Source organism: Qipengyuania sp. JB2-7, assembly GCF_055693485.1.
Map to the genome: position 1 here is coordinate 1,255,976 of NZ_CM146335.1, position 16,331 is coordinate 1,272,306.

A 16,331-nucleotide genomic window follows, 5' to 3' on the forward strand; every position below is an offset into this window, starting at 1 on the left:
GGGGACATTAGGAGGGCACATGTTTGACCGCTTGACTAGTTATCTGGACTCGATCCAGGCCCGTGATCCTTCGCCGCGATCGCGTTGGGAGGTGCTACTCTATCCCGGCGTCTGGGCGGTCGCGTGGCATCGTCTGGCGCATTGGCTGTTTGAGGCCGAACTGTTTTTCCTTGCCAGATTAGTCAATCATTTCAGCAGATTCCTGACCACTATTGATATCCACCCGGGGGCAAAGATCGTACCGCAATTTCTTCATCGATCATGGTTTTACGGTGATTGGTGAGACAGCTGAGATTGGCCACAACGTTACCATTTATCAAAACGTCACTCTTGGCGGCACTAACCCGACCAACGGCGTGGGGGGCAAACGCCACCCGACGTTGAGGGACAATGTGGTGATCGGTTCCGGCGCGCAGATCATCGGGCCCATTACGGTCGGTGAACGTGCCAGAGTGGGTGCCAATGCTGTTGTCACTGACGACGTTGCGCCCGGCGCGACTATGATCGGGTTCAAGGCGCGCTCTACTCTGGTTCCAGCCGAAGAGTGGATTAAAGAGTTTATTCCCTATGGCCAGATGCCCGATTGCGAGGATGCCGAGGGTAACCGGATTGACTGCGTCGAGAAGCTTGAAGAGGAGTTGATGGCGCTCAAGGCCGAGGTTGAGCAGCTTCGCAGTGCCAGCGACGCAGCTACTCCGGCAAAGCGCAGCGGGACAGATAGCTGATGGCGGCATCTCCCGGCGACACCGTCGTCGCTTTCCCGCAACGTAAAACCGGGCAAGTGGGTTTCACCCGCGAAGAGCTACAACGTATTCTCGATCTGTATGGCCGGATGGTCGCCGCTGGTGAATGGCGCGATTATGCGATGGATTTCACTAAAGATGTGGCCGTATTTGCGGCGTTTCGTCGCGCGGCAGAGCGCCCTCAGGCACGGGTTGAGAAACGCCCCTCACTGCGCAACAGGCAGGGTATGTGGGCGCTATTCGGTGAGCATGGCCAGATATTAAAACGCGGCCATGAATTGCCGGGCGTTCTTGCACCTATGGAGCGCCGACTGGTCAAAGCTGTAAGCGATTAAGCAATAGCAACTGGTAGACGGCTCTGGAGATTGCCTGGCAGTGCATTCACGATTTTGGCGCGGATGGGCGACCAGAAGGCCGATAGTGTCAACAGGGCGGAGCCAATCACCAAGGCGGTCAGTGCGAAGTTCAATTCCACTGCTCCGAACCTGTCAAACAGGAATGTGAGCGCTGCGAGCACATAGGCAAGGGCGGATACCAGCAGCGCCCGCCGGTCAATTGCCAGCGCGACAATGCCGAAGAGTACGTAGACTGAGATTACACCGAGCGCGCCACCAATGCCGATACCGTCATTGTTATCCATCACCCCGAATGAATAGAAAATCGGATGCGCGATCATCGGTGCCGCCAGCAGGTGGAGCCAGAAAGCCACATCGCTGCGCCGTGTGGTGCGTTCCCGATCTGACATATCCCAGCGCATAGCGACCGCAAAGATCGCCAAGCCAGACACGAAAACGAGACCGAGGATCAAGTCTTCGGGTGCCTTTCCGGTCGCGGCGGAATATGTTGCGCCGACCAGCGCGATCACCGTCACCGCAATCGAACCGGCGCCAGCAGCTATCGTAATCGGCACCATAAAGCGTCGCCAATGCAGCCACGCCATAATGGCTGCGACCAATCCAGAGCCGGAGGCTATGAATGCGCCTGTGCTATCGTTCGTATCGCCAGAAACAACCATACCAAGCCCAAAGACCGCGGCAAATACACCGCCAACGAACGCCAGTAACAGGATAATGCTGGGCAGGGCCATACGGCGTTTGCGTGTGAAGAACTCGGCCAAAATCCAGGCTGTTACAGCTACAAACGGCCCGATAAGCATTGTTGTCCATGCGCTGTTGAGATCGCGTGCGGCGTAATATGCGTCGTAATCCGCCTGGCTGGGTTGGCCATTTCCGGTGGAGAATTGTCCGTTGTAAAAGTCGCTGAAGGATAGCGCGGGTGCCATGAGATCCGCGATCGCTTGACCTATCGCACCTGCCGCCACCAACATAATCACCACGCCAATGGCGACGAAGATATCGTTGAAGCTATTGATAAGGCGAAAGTTCTCCTCATCACCGCGCGGCATATCGCGGATCTTCGCCACATAGGCACGGATGGCTGTGACCGCTTCGGAGCTAACCACGCCCGCTTCAACTGCCGAGTTTAGGTCTTCGTCTGAATAGGCCACGCATAATCTCCTTTGATGGAGATACGCGCGGTGTATTACTCCGTCAATACGCCTCGTGTGGAGATTTGATGCGAAAACAAAAAAGGCGGACAGTTTCCCATCCGCCTTCCCCGTTAGTGTTTGGTAGAACTTACCCCCGAGCGCTGGATGGTGCGCCGTCAGCGCCGAGGACTTTCTGCATCGCGGTCAGGATCGCACCTGACTGCTCCTAGCCACTTTGGGGAGCCTTCAGATTGCTGAACTCGCTGATCTTGTCCCAATTCGCGGCAAAGCCTTCAACGGTACGCTCACCATCGGGCAGCCAGACGGCGTCATTCATGACTGTCCATGCAGAGTGATACCCACCAGCGCCCGCGCCAACGATGGCGTTGGTTGGTGCATCCTCGCTAACCAGGAACAGGGCTGCAGGAACAACATTAACCGGATCGAACAGCTTGTACGCTTCTTCTGGGAAGAGATCTTCGGTCATCCGTGTCCCGGCCACTGGTGAGAGTGAGTTCACCTTGATGTTGTATTTCGCACCTTCGAGTTGGAGCGTCTTGGTCAAACCTGCGAGACCGAGCTTGGCAGCGCCGTAGTTTGCCTGGCCAAAGTTGCCGAACAGACCGGTTGACGATGCGGTCATCAGCACGCGGCCATAGGCCTGCTCGCGGAACGTTTCCCAGCATGCCTTGGTGACAAATGCGGACCCGGTGAGGTGAACTTTGAGGACGAACTCAAAGTCCTGTGGCTCCATTTTGGCGAAAGTCTTGTCGCGCAACACGCCTGCATTGTTGATCACAACGTGGACGCCGCCCCATTTTTGCTTCGCGTCGGCGACCATCTTTTCCATCTGGTCGTATTCAGTGACAGAGCCGCCATTTGCCATGGCTTCGCCGCCAGCTTTTTCGATTTCCTCGACAACCTGTGCAGCCATATCAGACGTGCCCGTGCCATCGCGCGAACCGCCCAGATCATTGACGACCACTTTCGCGCCGCGGCGACCAAGTTCAAGCGCATATTCGCGGCCAAGCCCGCCGCCAGCGCCGGTTACGATTGCGACTTTATCTTTGAAATCGATGCTCATGGGTTCCTCTCCGTGAGTTTCCGTTAACGTAAATGTGAGCGTTGAGTTACACTATCCTTGCTGCGTTGCAACAGGGCATCGTTATGCCGTTGAAGCCGTAGCGGAATGTCTGATGTCCAGCGCAACGTTACAGCGACGCAAGGGCGGGGATAAGGCCGCTGAGCGATTCGATGATAGCATCGCCTCCCAACTCCTGCGGTGGCTTGTCGCAATATCCGTATGCAGCAACTACCACGGGCACATCGGCAGCGCGCGCAGCGGCCACATCGTAACTTGAATCGCCGACGAAAACGAAGGAGCCTCCACCACATCGTTTGCGGGCTTCGATGATCGGATCGGGTGCTGGTTTAGCGCGCCCCTTGCCAATAGTATCGCCGCCAATGATGGTTTCGAACCGATCCGCGAGGCCAAGTTGCGTCAGGATATCGCGAGCGAAATCTTCAAACTTGTTGGTGACGATTGCCATTTTGACATCTTGCGCAGCCAAAGCGTCTAGACACTCCACCGCGCCGGGATAGGGGCGCGAATGCACCGCGTTGTTTTCGGCGTAGTAGCGCAGCATCTTTTTGTAGAGGGCGTGGAATTCAGCCTCGGCCATGCCGCCCTGCTGCTCAACAGCGCGAGCCAGCATGATTTTTGCGCCGCCACCAATCAGGTCTTTCGAGCTGTCGACTGGCACAGGATCAAGCCCGCCTAGGTCGAGCGCATGGTTCACCGCGGCACCCAAATCGCGGAACGTATCGAGCAGCGTCCCGTCCAGATCAAACCCGACGATATCGAAAGGAATTTTGGTCATAGATTGCTCGCGTGGCGGATCATGCTTCAAACTGCAACCATTTGCTGGCAAAGGCTTGCGACATGAGTACCAAACACGAATTCGCCGCTATCATTCTTGCCGCAGGCAAGGGTACACGCATGAAGAGCCAGACGCACAAGGTTCTGCATCCAATCGCCGGGCGCCCGATGCTGCTACATCTGCTGGACAGTTTTGCGGAGCTAAGCCCGCAGCGCACCGTGGTGGTCGTTGGCGACCGTCGCGAGCAAATTGATGCAGCGCTAGAAGACCGTGATGTAACAACCGCATTACAAGACCCTCAGCACGGCACGGCGCACGCTGCGTTGCAGGCCAAGGCCGCGCTCGAAGGATTTCGCGGCAACATCCTCATAACCTTCGGCGATGTGCCGATGGTGAAGGCTGAGACTGTGCGCAAATTGACCGATGCATTGTCCGATGGCGCAAAAGTTGCCGTTCTCGCCTTTCGCCCGCCCGATCCGCTCGCCTATGGCCGCGTGATCACCGACGATAGCGGTAATGTCGCCAAAATGGTTGAGTTCAAAGACGCAAGTGATGCGGAGCGCGCCTGCGACTTGTGTAATTCCGGACTGATCGTCGCGCATTCTGATGATATGTGGCCGCTACTCGATGCCGTCGGCAACGACAACGCTCAGGGCGAATATTACCTGCCCGATGTAGCGACCGGCGCGATTGCGCGGGGCGACCGGGTTAAAGCGGTTGAATGCGACCCGGCAGAAGTTGCCGGCATCAACTCGCGCGCTGAACTCGCCGCGGCAGAGGCGCAGTGGCAGGAATTCAGACGCGAGGAAGCGATGGCCGATGGCGTCACGCTGAAAGCGCCTGAGACCGTGTTCTTCAGCTATGACACAAAGCTGGGCCGGGATGTGACGATTGAGCCCAACGTGGTTTTTGGCCCCGGCGTTAGCGTCGCCGATGGCGCGCATATCAAGGCATTTAGTCACCTAGAGGGTGCAAATGTGGGCGAAGGCGCGCAAGTTGGCCCTTATGCCCGTTTGCGACCGGGAGCGGTGCTGGAGAAAGACGCCTTCGTCGGTAACTTTGTCGAGATGAAGAAGGCTGTGCTGGGTGAGGGCGCGAAGGCCAGTCATCTCACCTATCTCGGCGATACCGAGGTAGGGGCCGGCGCAAATATCGGCGCGGGCACAATCACCTGCAACTATGATGGATATTTCAAATACAAGACCGTGATTGGTGAGCGCGCCTTTATCGGTTCAAACAGCGCACTGATCGCACCGGTAAAAATCGGCAAAGATGCGATCGTCGCCGCAGGCAGCGCAGTCAGCCGCGACGTTGCTGACGGCGAATTGCGGATGGTTCGCGGAGAACAGCTTGTGAAGCCGGGCTGGGCCGACCGTTTTCACGACACTATGAAAAAAGAAGGCGGCGGCGAAGAAGAGCTGACGCACCACCACTTTACCCCTTCGATTTATGCGTTTGTTAACCATATTTGCGCTAGCGCGATGATGATGGATAGAGCGGATCAGATCGGAGACGACCGCGGCACGGATAACGCTGCGCATCTTGTTGAGTTAGTGCGGGCGAATGCCGAGCGGGTCAACAAGGCGTCTGGGGAGCGCTCGAACTTCGTCGCTGAACTGATTGATCGTTCGCGCGCTATTGAAAGCGAGATCGCCGGGCTTCTTAGTCAATCGGAGAGCACGCAAGATGACCTTCGGTTGACTGCTGACACAGCGCGGCAGATTATATCAGAAGTTGAGAGCATTGTTGGCCTGCTCGACCAAACGCTTGCCGGGATCGCCAATCTGGATCAGAAGATCACTGATTTCGAGGACAGCTTTCGCGAAGTTCGAGCGATCTCGAAAACAATTGAAGACGTTGCCAAACAGACCAACATCCTATCACTGAACGCGATGATTGAGGCTGCGCATGCTGGTGAAAATGGCCACGGCTTCAAGGTGGTCGCTAACGAGGTTCGCGAACTGGCCAGCATGACCGGCGACTCTGCTCAGAGTATCTCGCAAAACATCAGTCAGCTGGTCGCAGATGCTGGTCAGATGTCAGAAGACTGCGCCGAGCTGCGAAAACTATCGGGACAAGGGGCTGACAAAGGCAAGGCCAATCTGGACGGTCTGCGCAAGGTTCATGACGATGTATTGACATCAGCTTCTGATGCACAGTGCGCCAATCGCGCCTCCGGTGAGCAGATTTCCCAGTTCGCGAGCCTGCTGATGAGTATGGAAGACCTGCAACGCGATACAGAGGCCGCGATTGAAGGTTCCGCGCAAAATATGGAGCTTGCAGCCCGGCTTGAGGCGTGCATTGATGCTTCAGGTGACGCGAGCACCCGATCATAATGACACCAGAGACGATCACGAGCTAACTTGCTGGCTGTGCGAGCGGCCCTTTGAAACGTTGATCCAGTGGCATCATATGGTCCCAAAATCGAAGAAGGGACGAGAGACAGTCCCGGTGCATCCGATTTGCCACCGCACAATCCATGCAAATTTCACCAATGCCGAACTTGCGCGCATTGGCACGCAGCGCGATCAGCTTATTGCCAATGAGACGGTCGCGAAGTTCGTAACCTGGGTCGCCAACAAACCGCCGGACTTTCACGCGCCAACCCGCTCCCGCTAAGATCAGCAGGTGCTCAGACCGCATCTGGGAACCAAAATGCTCCGTAACTACTGATAAGTTATAGGATAGCGGAGTTGTTGTATGAAAAAGCGTGCGTGGATTTCAATGGCGATTGCCGCAACGGCTCTGGCTGGCGGCGCGGTCGCGTGGGCGCAGTATCGCGACATTGAGAAGCCACAGTACACGGTGGTACAGGAGGCCGATGACTTTGAGCTGCGCGAATACGCACCAATGATCGTCGCGGAAGTCACCCATACCGGGCCACGTCGCAACTCTCTCAATAATGGGTTCCGCCGACTGGCCGCATACATTTTTGCGCAAGATCGACCTGGTGTCGGGCAGGACGAAGAGATAGCGATGACCTCTCCGGTTATGCTTGATCAGACTCAAGAAATCGCCATGACCTCGCCAGTTTTGCAAGATGGTGAAGTGGATGGCGCGTGGCGCACGCGTTTTGTGATGCCCAGCCAGTACACCCTCGAAACGCTGCCGCAGACCCCAGAGGACATAACACTTACCGAAGTACCATCGCGGCGGATGGCAGTAGTGCGGTTCTCAGGTCGAGGCACATCGCGCGATCTTGATGATCAAGAAGCGCGCCTGCGTATCTGGATGGATGAGAACGAGCTCACCGCTACCGGCCCGGTACGAATACGCATTCTATGATGCGCCGATGGTCCCGCCACCGCTCCGTCGCAATGAGGTCATGATTCCAGTGGAGTCATGCGGCTTGTAGGCTTTGGTCGGAATATCGCCTTTGTTGCGAACCAAAGGATCGGAACCAGCATTGACGATATGATGCCATCCACAGCGTAGTGCCACGCAAGGTGTACCGATCCGATCATGATGATCAGGTGATATGCGAGTGCGGCCAGAAATACTGGGCCAAACCCTCGACGATGCCATGCGATTATCACGATAAACATGGTCATCGCGCAATGGATTGATGGCATGGCGCTGATGCCAGTTCCGATGGATTCGTCACCTGTTGTACGTAGAAGATAGGCCTGAATTCGCAGCGCGTTGGCGGCGTCGCCATCAAGGCGTTCCATCAAGGGTGCAAATTGATCACCGCCAAAGAAATGCTCATAATAGACCGGGCCGACGCTCGACCACATGATGGCTAGCCCGTTGCCTAGAACAATCCAGATAAGCAGATATGTGAAGCATGCCCGCAATTGGAAAACGCGATCCTTTGAGAATGCACAAAAGCCATAGACAAACATGATCACGAGGAACCACGTCGCATAGGTGATGTCCAAAACGCGCGTGGCGTCGGGACCAAACATGGCGTGCGTGATCGTCCACGGGTCGGCGCCGAAAATCGCGCGATCCCATGTGACAAACATTGAATCTGCCCAGAACTCCTCCAGCCGCGGAATAGCAACCTTTATAGCTCTATAGGCACGACTGATTAGCGCGTAACAGAGCAGCAAAATTGCGGCGGTGACGAAACGTTGGCGATCTGCAGACAGCTCTGCCGAGATATAGGCGAAGGGGCTTTTCTCTTTGCGCTTGAAGGCTTCGACAAGTTTGAAGCTGAGCCAGAACAGAAACGGGACTGTCAGAAAAGCGAGTGCCTCCACCGCCCATTTTTTGGTGAAATAGGATGTAATTGGGCGTTCGCCGATCAGCAGCGCCGCGTTAAAATGCAGCAGCGCGACGACGACTACGATTGTGACGCCGAAACCTGATGCCTTCGGACTTACACGTCGATTGCCAATTAATAACGAGGTCATAGATTCAATAAGTCTTACTGCACACTCGGGTCGCATTTCTTCGACACGGGTGTTGAAGATGCCAATGCGACGAACATCAGGACCCACAGGAATGTAGGCAGTACATAGAAAAGTGGTCCATCGACCATCGCGACTACGGACAAGCCGATGATGCCAGCAAGCGCGGGAAGCGATACTGTAAGGTTGGCTCGCAGCGCTTCTGGCAATCTACACACTGCGCTTAGATGAAGAATCAGAGCAGCGGCGCTGCCGAGGAAGCCCCACTGATACAAGACCTGCAAGATCGTGTTATGCGGATGGTTGAACCGCTTAGGATATCGTTTCGACAAGAACCGGATCTGCCCTTCGCCTGCTCCGATCAGAGGTCTCTCGCGAATGCCCTCTAGCGCCTCAGCCCAAAGAATTGGGCGGTTGGATGTGAATTGCTGGATCGAGGCTGATCCCTGTGCTGTCTTTGTGATGACGTTCTTTAACCCCCAAGCAGAATGGGGGGGGTCCAAGCAAGAGAAAGTAGGATGGCTACCAGTATACCAGAGCTGAAAAATCCCAAATTTTTGGGCATTTTGCGCAATCCCGTTAGCATCAACATGCAAAGCATCACGAAAGCGAGCGCTACTATTCCAGAACGTCCGCCGGTCCAAAACATCAAAGTAGCGCCTGTTGTCATGACCACCCATGCAATCAGTTTCTCCTGACTTGACTTGGCGGTCACAACAAGACCTGCGCCCAATGCCCCGGCAATGATCGCAATGTAGCCAAAGTGGCGCACATTTGAAATACCGACACCAACATTAATCCAGTTAAAATTCGCGACGTCACGTGATGCGAAAAGCAAGCCGTAGGCTGTTGCGGCAAGCAATGCTGCACCACCGCCTGCGGTACGTCAGGAACAGCTTTTCGAGTCCCGACCATAAGCCTCTAAAAGCATCAAAAATGCAGATGGCGAGTAGCCCGTGAAGTAATGTAATCAGCATGTGCCCGTAGGCGATCAAGGGCATCGCGGGCGCGAATAGCGATGAGAGATTGATTGAGGTGATGAACGCGACCGCCGCGATTCGCGTAACTGGGTGCAGCCGGCGGAAGCGTTCAATCGGATTGGCTCCCGCCAGAATGGCGCAGACAATGACGATTGCTTCTGCCACGAGGATTGGAATCGCATAATATCGAGTCATCATAAAGGAATAGGAATGCTGAAAAGTCGCGATGCCATAGACCGCCGGGGCTGTCATAATGGCCAATAAGGCGATTTTGGCACTTGCGGGGATCGCAAAAGCAAGCGGAGACGATTTTCGTTTGGCATATTGACTAGAGGCGCCAGCAGAGCGAAGCTGCTGCTCACGCGCTGTAGAGCCGTCAAGTGAGGATGGTGAATTAGTAGTCACAGTCGCAACAGAAGCCTCCCTTGGAGACAGGCTTAATCATAACTACGTTAGGATATTGCTAATGATAGCGTTGTTTTCAGTGACCTCTGATGTCAGTAAATCAAAGGCAATCTGGCGGGCCTCAGCCCTCCTCAACATGCTCCGCAAGGACAGTCAGGCCTGCATCACCAACTTCGGCGAAGCCACCGCGGACCTCAATCGTTTCAGGTGTTGCGCCCTCGGTCTTGAAGACCTGCACCGCGCCATCGCGGATAGTGCTCATGAAGGGCGCATGGCCTTCCAGCACGCCGAATTCACCCTCTGCGCCCGGAACGACGACCATATAGACGTCTTCGGAACGGACCTGTTTGGCAGGTGTCACAAGTTCAAAATGCAATGCCATGAGTTAAAGTCCGTTAGTCTCTATCAGTTCCGTCAATTTCCGCGTCAAACGCAGCCGTCGCCTTTTCAAACTTGTCGCGGCAGCCCGGATTGCAGAATCCGACAACTTTACCGCGATAGAGCGTGAGGCTATCCGCCGAAACTGGATCGCCTGACCAGGGCAGGTCGCGTTTACGCAATCCGCCAGATCGAGCATGTCAGTGTCGATGGTTTCAGCCAATGCGCTTATGCGTCCTCTGCCATTTCAGCGGCCTTCTTGACCACGTCTTCAATGCCGCCAACCATATAGAAGGCTTGCTCTGGCAGGTGATCGTACTCGCCTTCGACAACCGCCTTGAACGAGGCAACTGTGTCTTCGAGCTGCACGAACACGCCGGAGATACCAGTGAAGACTTCGGCCACGTGGAATGGCTGCGAAAGGAACTTCTGAATCTTACGCGCACGAGCAACGGTGAGTTTATCTTCTTCCGAAAGCTCGTCCATGCCGAGAATAGCAATGATGTCCTGCAGCGATTTGTACTTCTGCAGCGTTTCCTGAACCTTACGCGCGGTCTCGTAGTGCTCCTGGCCAACAACGCGTGGTTCGAGAACACGCGAAGTCGAGTCGAGCGGGTCGACCGCCGGGTAAATACCCAACTCTGAAATCGCGCGGTTCAGCGTGGTCGTTGCGTCAAGGTGAGCAAACGAAGTCGCTGGTGCGGGGTCTGTAAGGTCATCGGCAGGCACATAGATGGCCTGAACCGAAGTGATCGAACCCTTGGTTGTCGATGTAATGCGCTCTTGCAGGTTACCCATGTCGGTAGACAGGGTCGGCTGATAACCAACCGCCGAAGGAATACGGTACGAGCAGAGCGGACACTTCCGAACCAGCCTGTGTAAAGCGGAAGATGTTGTCGACAAAGAACAGAACGTCTTGGCCCTCTTGGTCGCGGAAGTATTCCGCCATGGTCAGACCGGACAGAGCAACACGGGCACGCGCACCAGGAGGCTCGTTCATTTGACCGAAGACGAGGGCCACTTTGGAGCCTTCGCTGATGGCTTCGCCAGCGTCGTTCTTCGCGATGACGCCTGCGTCGAGGAATTCGTGATAAAGGTCGTTACCTTCACGGGTACGCTCACCCACACCGGCGAATACGGACACGCCGCCGTGACCCTTGGCGATGTTGTTGATGAGTTCCTGAATGAGAACGGTCTTGCCCACGCCGGCGCCGCCGAACAGGCCAATCTTACCGCCTTTTGCGTAAGGCGCGAGAAGGTCGATAACCTTAATCCCGGTCACCAGAATTGCCGCGTCTGTCGACTGATCGATAAAGGCGGGCGCTTCTGCATGAATAGGAGCAGTTTGATCCGCGCCGATAGGGCCGCGCTCATCAATAGCTTCGCCAACCACGTTCATGATCCGGCCAAGCGTCTTTGGGCCAACCGGCACAGAAATCTGTGCACCGGTCGCGATCACTTCGCTGCCGCGTGTGAGGCCTTCGGTTGCGTCCATCGCGATGGTGCGAACGGTGTTTTCGCCCAAGTGCTGCGCAACTTCGAGAACCAGCGTTTTGTCGCCGTTCTTCGTTTCGAGCGCAGAAAGGATCGCAGGCAGTTCGCCTTCGAACTGCACGTCGACGACGGCGCCGATGACCTGGCTAATTGTGCCGTTGGTGGTCTGATTGAGGACTGGTGCGGTGGCCATGATGAGTGTTTCCTTAGCCTTGTCTTAGAGCGCTTCTGCGCCTGCAATAATTTCGATAAGTTCGGTGGTAATCGCGGCCTGACGGCTGCGGTTGTATTGAATGGTCAGCTTGTTGATCAGATCGCCGGCATTGCGCGTCGCATTGTCCATGGCGGTCATGGACGCGCCTTGCTCCGATGCTTCACGCTCAAGCAATGCGCCGAACAATTGCGTTTTTACGTAACGTGGCAGCAGAGCGTCGAGGATTTCCTCTTCCTCAGGCTCATACTCAACCGCTGCGCCGGTGTCTTCGCTCACGTCAGGTGAGGGGACAGGGATCAGCTGCGTAGTGGTTGGCGTCTGTACAAGTGCCGACTGGAATTTCGGCGCCACCAGATGTGCAACATCAAACTGACCCGCTTCAAACAGCTCGATCAGCTCATTCGCGATACCGTCGGCCTCTTCAAAGCCTGGGTTGCGAACGGTCGAGGTGTCAAAATGCTTGGCGATCTTGTCCGCGTGGTCACGCTTGATTGGCGCGCGGCCTTTCTTGCCGACGAGATAGAACTGAACGTCCTTGCCCTCAGCAATCAACTTTGATGCCTGCGCTTTCGCCTCTTTGACAATGTTCGAGTTCAAGCCGCCGCACAGGCCTTTGTCGGTGTTCACGACTACCAGCAGATGCTTCTGCGTCGCGCCAGTACCCGCAAGCAGTTTTGGCGCGCTATCGCCGCTCACCTTGCTGGCGAGCGATGCCATCACGGCTGACAAACGTTCCGCGTAGGGGCGTGCGGATTCAGCCGCTGCCTGCGCCCGGCGCAACTTTGCCGCCGCTACCATCTGCTTGGCCTTGGTGATCTTCTGAGTCGATTTGACCGACCCGATCCGATCTTTAAGTTCCTTAAGACTTGCCATCTCTTCAGCTTTCTAACGACTTCATTTCGACGAGAGCTGGTTTGCTTTCAAGCCAGTTCTCATACTTGGCGAAGACGCCTTTTGTGTAGTCTTGGGCGTGATGGAAATCGAACGCTGAGCGATCTGCCCACTCTTCGAAAATGGTAATCGTGTTTGATCCATCTGCCGCACGGCGAGGTTCAAACGCGACGCAACCTGCTTCGCCGCGGGTTGCTGGAACTATTGAAGAAACGGCCTGACAGGCGTCCTCCATATGCTCCGGCTTAACCGATATCGTGGCTAGGTAGGTCAACGTCATTCTCTTTTACGCGAACTGCTTCGCGAAGGTTTCGAGTGCAGCTTTCGTTTTGTCCGCTGTCTCGCCTTCGAACTTGCCGCTGCTGCGAATGTCGCTCAACACATCAGAATGTTCGCTGCGCATGAAGGCCAGCATGGCTTCTTCATACTCAGTGACGCGATCGACAGCGACATCGTCGAGGAAGCCGTTCGTGCCAGCATAGATCGACACGGTTTGCTCTTCGAATGGCATTGGTGAGAACTGCGCTTGCTTGAGCAGCTCGGTCAGGCGCGCACCGCGATTGAGCAGCTTCTGGGTTGACGCATCGAGGTCAGAACCGAACTGCGCAAACGCCGCCATTTCGCGATACTGCGCAAGGTCGAGCTTCATCGAGCCCGAAACCTTCTTCATCGCCTTGGTCTGAGCGGCACCACCAACACGGCTAACCGAGAGACCAACGTTAATCGCCGGGCGAATACCCTGGAAGAACAGGTCGGTTTCGAGGAAGATCTGACCGTCGGTGATCGAAATCACGTTGGTTGGAATATAGGCCGACACGTCGCCAGCCTGCGTTTCAATGATCGGCAGAGCGGTCAGCGAGCCATGGCCGTTCTCTTCGTTCATCTTCGCGGCGCGTTCCAGCAGGCGGCTGTGAAGATAGAAAACGTCACCAGGATACGCTTCACGGCCTGGAGGACGACGCAACAGCAGTGACATCTGACGATAGGCCACAGCTTGTTTGGACAAGTCATCATATACGATCACAGCGTGCATGCCGTTATCGCGGAAGAATTCACCCATCGCGCAGCCTGTGTAAGGCGCGAGATATTGCAGCGGAGCAGGCTCAGACGCAGTAGCGGCAATAACGATGGAATATTCCATCGCGCCGTTCTCTTCGAGCTGCTTAACGATTTGTGCAACGGTCGAACGCTTCTGGCCGACCGCTACGTAGACGCAGTAGAGCTTCTTCTTCTCGTCGTCGCCTTCGTTCACCGTCTTCTGGTTGATGAAGGTGTCAATTGCGACGGCGGTTTTACCGGTCTGACGGTCGCCAATGATCAGCTCGCGCTGGCCACGGCCAACCGGAACCAGGGCGTCAACGGCTTTGAGGCCGGTCTGTACTGGCTCGCTGACAGATTCGCGCGGAATGATGCCCGGCGCTTTGACTTCAACGCGCTGGCGCTCGACATTTTCAATCGGGCCCTTGCCGTCGATTGGGTTGCCCAGAGCGTCAACAACGCGGCCGAGCAGCCCCTTGCCAACTGGAACGTCCACAATCGTACCGGTCCGCTTAACGTCGTCGCCTTCTTTAATCTCAGCGTCGGAACCGAAGATAACGACACCGACATTGTCCGCTTCCAGGTTCAGCGCCATGCCCTGAACACCATTGGCGAATTCGACCATTTCACCAGCCTGAACCTTGTCGAGGCCGTGGATACGGGCAATACCGTCACCCACTGAGAGAACGGAGCCAACTTCGCTCACTTCGGCTTCAGTGCCGAAACTGGCGATCTGGTCTTTGATGACCTTGGAGATTTCTGCGGCGCGGATTTCCATATTACGTGTCCTTTAAGCCTTCATGGCCAAGAAAATAACAATCAGGCCTTCATGGCCTGCGCAAGAGAGTTAAGACGTGTGCGGATCGAGGCATCGATACGCTTTGAACCAATTGTAACCACCAGACCGCCGAGCAGGTCGGGATCAACAGCAGTTTCGACTTTGACAGTGCGCCCTTCGCGCGCCGTCAGCTTATTTTTAAGGGCAGCGACTTGATCATCAGATAGCGCATGTGCGCTCGTAACCTGAGCAGTTACCTCGCCGCGTTGCGCGGCAGCGATCTGGCGGAAGGCGCTTATAACTGCGCCAAGCTGTCCCGCGCGGCGGTTATTGGCCAGCACGCCAAGGAAATTGGCAGTCAGATCAGAAAGGCTGAAATGCTTGGCAATGCCGCCGAGCGCATTCGCCGCTTCACGGCGTGATACTTTCGGGTTGCTCACGAGAGCTTGCAGCTCGTTCGATTCGTTCAGAGCGGCACCCAGCTTTTCGAGGTCCGATTCGACGGCAGTGACAGTCCCTTGCTCCGACGCAAGCTCAAACAAAGCTGCGGCGTAACGTCCTGACAGGCTAGCCTGAATACCGGCGGAAATATCCACGCGTTGAAGGTCCTTCTTGGATCTACGAAGAATAACGATGCATCGCTCAAGCCGTTGTGGAAGCGCAAGGTCTCCCCGGCAAAGCTGGCGCGCGCCTAGCATCGGGTTTGCGCGTTTGCAACCGGACTCTGACAGCCGAAAACTGGGGGATTTACGTGTTGTCCACGTTTGCGCTACGTTTCACGCAACAAGGGAGAGAGAAAATGCAACTCACACCAATGGCGCCGCGCTGCGGCGTGGAGGTTTCTGGTGTCACGTTGGCGACTGCTGCGGGCGACGAGATGGAGGCGATCAAGCAGACCATTTACAAACACGGCGTCGCCGTTTTCCGCGATCAGGAGTTTTCACCACAAGACCATATTGATTTCGGTCGCCGTTGGGGCGGGATCGACGTAAATAACTATTTCCCGCTGCAAAGTGAGTTTCCCGAAATCGCGGTGGTGAAGAAAGAAGCCACGCAGGAAACCAATATTGGCGGGGCATGGCATACCGACCATTCTTATGATCAGATCCCGGCGATGGGTTCTGTGCTGGTCGCGCGCGAACTGCCACCAAGCGGCGGCGACACGATGTGGGCGCATATGGGCGCGGCATACGATCTCGTTATCTGACGAGCTGAAGGCAGAGATTGAGGGGCTTGAGGCCTACCACACGGCTGACCACGTCTATGAAGAGGACGGCCTTTACGCGCAGACCGACATGGGCGAGCATTTGCGCGGGCAGAATCTAAAAACCGGTGCGATCCACCCGGTCGTAATCCGCCACCCGCAAACGGGCCGAAAGCTTCTTTATGTCAATGGCGGTTTCACGATCCATTTTGTCGGCCAGACTCGCGAGGAAAGCTTGCCCCTTTTGACCAAGCTGCTCGATGCCGCGTTAACCGATGACAATCAGTGCCGCCTGCAATGGAGGCCGGGCACAGTCGCGATTTGGGATAACCGGACCAGCTGGCACAATGCGATGAATGATTATCAGGGGCACTATCGCGAGATGCACCGGATTACCCTGAGTGGGGAAGCATTGGCGGCGTAGTTTTCTCTCGCGCCAAATAGCTTCGCTATTGGCTCCGAGGGGGCGCAGCAGTAGCTGC

Annotated in this window: 19 protein-coding genes and 3 pseudogenes; 8 read left to right on the forward strand and 14 right to left on the reverse strand. The window is 55.9% G+C overall.

Translation table 11 applies throughout. From position 1 onward, the window contains the following. The first annotated feature begins 19 nt into the window (after nt 1–19). Nucleotides 20–725, forward strand: a pseudogene (gene epsC / locus ACZ1GM_RS06200) (serine O-acetyltransferase EpsC). Further along, nucleotides 725–1,078: a DUF2794 domain-containing protein gene (locus ACZ1GM_RS06205; protein WP_472678256.1), complete on the forward strand. Its 354-nt coding sequence runs from the start codon at nt 725–727 to the stop codon at nt 1,076–1,078. The pseudogene epsC and the gene ACZ1GM_RS06205 overlap by 1 nt, the downstream one beginning before the upstream one ends. On the opposite strand, the gene ACZ1GM_RS06210 is transcribed toward ACZ1GM_RS06205, so the two are convergent. The 3 genes from ACZ1GM_RS06210 to ACZ1GM_RS06220 all read right to left on the reverse strand — a co-directional run bounded on the left by ACZ1GM_RS06210 (nt 1,075) and on the right by ACZ1GM_RS06220 (nt 4,112). Continuing rightward, nucleotides 1,075–2,250: a hypothetical protein gene (locus tag ACZ1GM_RS06210; protein WP_472678257.1), complete on the reverse strand. Its 1,176-nt coding sequence runs from the start codon at nt 2,248–2,250 to the stop codon at nt 1,075–1,077. The genes ACZ1GM_RS06205 and ACZ1GM_RS06210 overlap by 4 nt on opposite strands. Before the next feature lie 208 nt (nt 2,251–2,458). Further along, complete coding sequence (locus tag ACZ1GM_RS06215) at nt 2,459–3,316, reverse strand: SDR family NAD(P)-dependent oxidoreductase (RefSeq protein ID WP_472678258.1); 858 nt, start codon at nt 3,314–3,316, stop codon at nt 2,459–2,461. A 127-nt stretch (nt 3,317–3,443) separates the two neighbouring features. Further along, the gene (locus ACZ1GM_RS06220) at nt 3,444–4,112 is read right to left on the reverse strand and encodes an HAD-IA family hydrolase (protein WP_472678259.1); all 669 of its coding nucleotides are present in this window, start codon (nt 4,110–4,112) and stop codon (nt 3,444–3,446) included. 62 nt (nt 4,113–4,174) lie between these two features. On the opposite strand from ACZ1GM_RS06220, the pseudogene glmU reads away from it, so the two are divergent. The 4 genes and pseudogenes from glmU to ACZ1GM_RS06240 form a co-directional block, all read left to right on the forward strand. Then, nucleotides 4,175–5,530: pseudogene (gene glmU, locus ACZ1GM_RS06225) on the forward strand (bifunctional UDP-N-acetylglucosamine diphosphorylase/glucosamine-1-phosphate N-acetyltransferase GlmU); the annotation flags it as partial. Between the two features lie 69 nt (nt 5,531–5,599). Continuing rightward, nucleotides 5,600–6,448, forward strand: a complete 849-nt coding sequence (locus tag ACZ1GM_RS06230) for a methyl-accepting chemotaxis protein (RefSeq protein ID WP_472678512.1) — start codon at nt 5,600–5,602, stop codon at nt 6,446–6,448. Continuing rightward, nucleotides 6,417–6,731 carry an HNH endonuclease gene (locus tag ACZ1GM_RS06235; RefSeq protein WP_472678260.1) on the forward strand — a complete coding sequence of 105 codons (315 nt, stop codon included), beginning with the start codon at nt 6,417–6,419 and terminating at the stop codon, nt 6,729–6,731. Before ACZ1GM_RS06230 ends, ACZ1GM_RS06235 begins: the two co-directional genes overlap by 32 nt. A gap of 81 nt (nt 6,732–6,812) precedes the next feature. Further along, the gene (locus tag ACZ1GM_RS06240) at nt 6,813–7,397 is read left to right on the forward strand and encodes an SOUL family heme-binding protein (protein WP_472678261.1); all 585 of its coding nucleotides are present in this window, start codon (nt 6,813–6,815) and stop codon (nt 7,395–7,397) included. Nucleotides 7,398–7,435: 38 nt separating this feature from the next. On the opposite strand, the gene ACZ1GM_RS06245 is transcribed toward ACZ1GM_RS06240, so the two are convergent. The 11 genes and pseudogenes from ACZ1GM_RS06245 to ACZ1GM_RS06295 all read right to left on the reverse strand — a co-directional run bounded on the left by ACZ1GM_RS06245 (nt 7,436) and on the right by ACZ1GM_RS06295 (nt 15,241). Next, nucleotides 7,436–8,470 (reverse strand): phosphatase PAP2 family protein, encoded by a 1,035-nt coding sequence (locus ACZ1GM_RS06245; protein WP_472678262.1) that lies wholly within the window; start codon nt 8,468–8,470, stop codon nt 7,436–7,438. A gap of 14 nt (nt 8,471–8,484) precedes the next feature. After that, nucleotides 8,485–8,970: an O-antigen ligase family protein gene (locus tag ACZ1GM_RS06250; RefSeq protein ID WP_472678263.1), complete on the reverse strand. Its 486-nt coding sequence runs from the start codon at nt 8,968–8,970 to the stop codon at nt 8,485–8,487. Then, complete coding sequence (locus tag ACZ1GM_RS06255; RefSeq protein ID WP_472678264.1) at nt 8,940–9,305, reverse strand: hypothetical protein; 366 nt, start codon at nt 9,303–9,305, stop codon at nt 8,940–8,942. Before ACZ1GM_RS06255 ends, ACZ1GM_RS06250 begins: the two co-directional genes overlap by 31 nt. Continuing rightward, nucleotides 9,286–9,612, reverse strand: coding sequence for a hypothetical protein (locus ACZ1GM_RS06260; protein WP_472678265.1), 327 nt, complete (start codon nt 9,610–9,612; stop codon nt 9,286–9,288). The genes ACZ1GM_RS06255 and ACZ1GM_RS06260 overlap by 20 nt, the downstream gene beginning before the upstream one ends. A 361-nt stretch (nt 9,613–9,973) precedes the next feature. Beyond that, nucleotides 9,974–10,234, reverse strand: coding sequence for an ATP synthase F1 subunit epsilon (locus ACZ1GM_RS06265; RefSeq protein WP_472678266.1), 261 nt, complete (start codon nt 10,232–10,234; stop codon nt 9,974–9,976). Nucleotides 10,235–10,247: 13 nt separating this feature from the next. Beyond that, nucleotides 10,248–10,412, reverse strand: coding sequence for a glutathione S-transferase (locus ACZ1GM_RS06270; protein ID WP_472678267.1), 165 nt, complete (start codon nt 10,410–10,412; stop codon nt 10,248–10,250). A gap of 46 nt (nt 10,413–10,458) precedes the next feature. Continuing rightward, nucleotides 10,459–11,917 (reverse strand): annotated as a pseudogene (gene atpD / locus ACZ1GM_RS06275) (F0F1 ATP synthase subunit beta). Between the two features lie 24 nt (nt 11,918–11,941). After that, a complete protein-coding gene (locus tag ACZ1GM_RS06280; protein WP_472678268.1) occupies nt 11,942–12,811 on the reverse strand; it encodes a F0F1 ATP synthase subunit gamma in 870 nt (289 codons plus the stop codon). A gap of 4 nt (nt 12,812–12,815) precedes the next feature. Next, entirely contained in the window at nt 12,816–13,109 is a 294-nt protein-coding gene (locus ACZ1GM_RS06285; protein WP_472678269.1) for a putative quinol monooxygenase, read from the reverse strand. Nucleotides 13,110–13,115: 6 nt separating this feature from the next. Continuing rightward, nucleotides 13,116–14,645, reverse strand: coding sequence for a F0F1 ATP synthase subunit alpha (gene atpA / locus ACZ1GM_RS06290; protein WP_472678270.1), 1,530 nt, complete (start codon nt 14,643–14,645; stop codon nt 13,116–13,118). Nucleotides 14,646–14,686: 41 nt separating this feature from the next. Further along, nucleotides 14,687–15,241, reverse strand: coding sequence for a F0F1 ATP synthase subunit delta (locus tag ACZ1GM_RS06295; RefSeq protein WP_472678271.1), 555 nt, complete (start codon nt 15,239–15,241; stop codon nt 14,687–14,689). A 203-nt stretch (nt 15,242–15,444) separates the two neighbouring features. Between ACZ1GM_RS06295 and ACZ1GM_RS06300 the strand changes: the two genes are divergently transcribed. Beyond that, nucleotides 15,445–15,852: a TauD/TfdA dioxygenase family protein gene (locus tag ACZ1GM_RS06300; RefSeq protein ID WP_472678272.1), complete on the forward strand. Its 408-nt coding sequence runs from the start codon at nt 15,445–15,447 to the stop codon at nt 15,850–15,852. Next, nucleotides 15,743–16,273 (forward strand): TauD/TfdA dioxygenase family protein, encoded by a 531-nt coding sequence (locus ACZ1GM_RS06305; protein ID WP_472678273.1) that lies wholly within the window; start codon nt 15,743–15,745, stop codon nt 16,271–16,273. Before ACZ1GM_RS06300 ends, ACZ1GM_RS06305 begins: the two co-directional genes overlap by 110 nt. Nucleotides 16,274–16,331 lie beyond the last annotated feature (58 nt).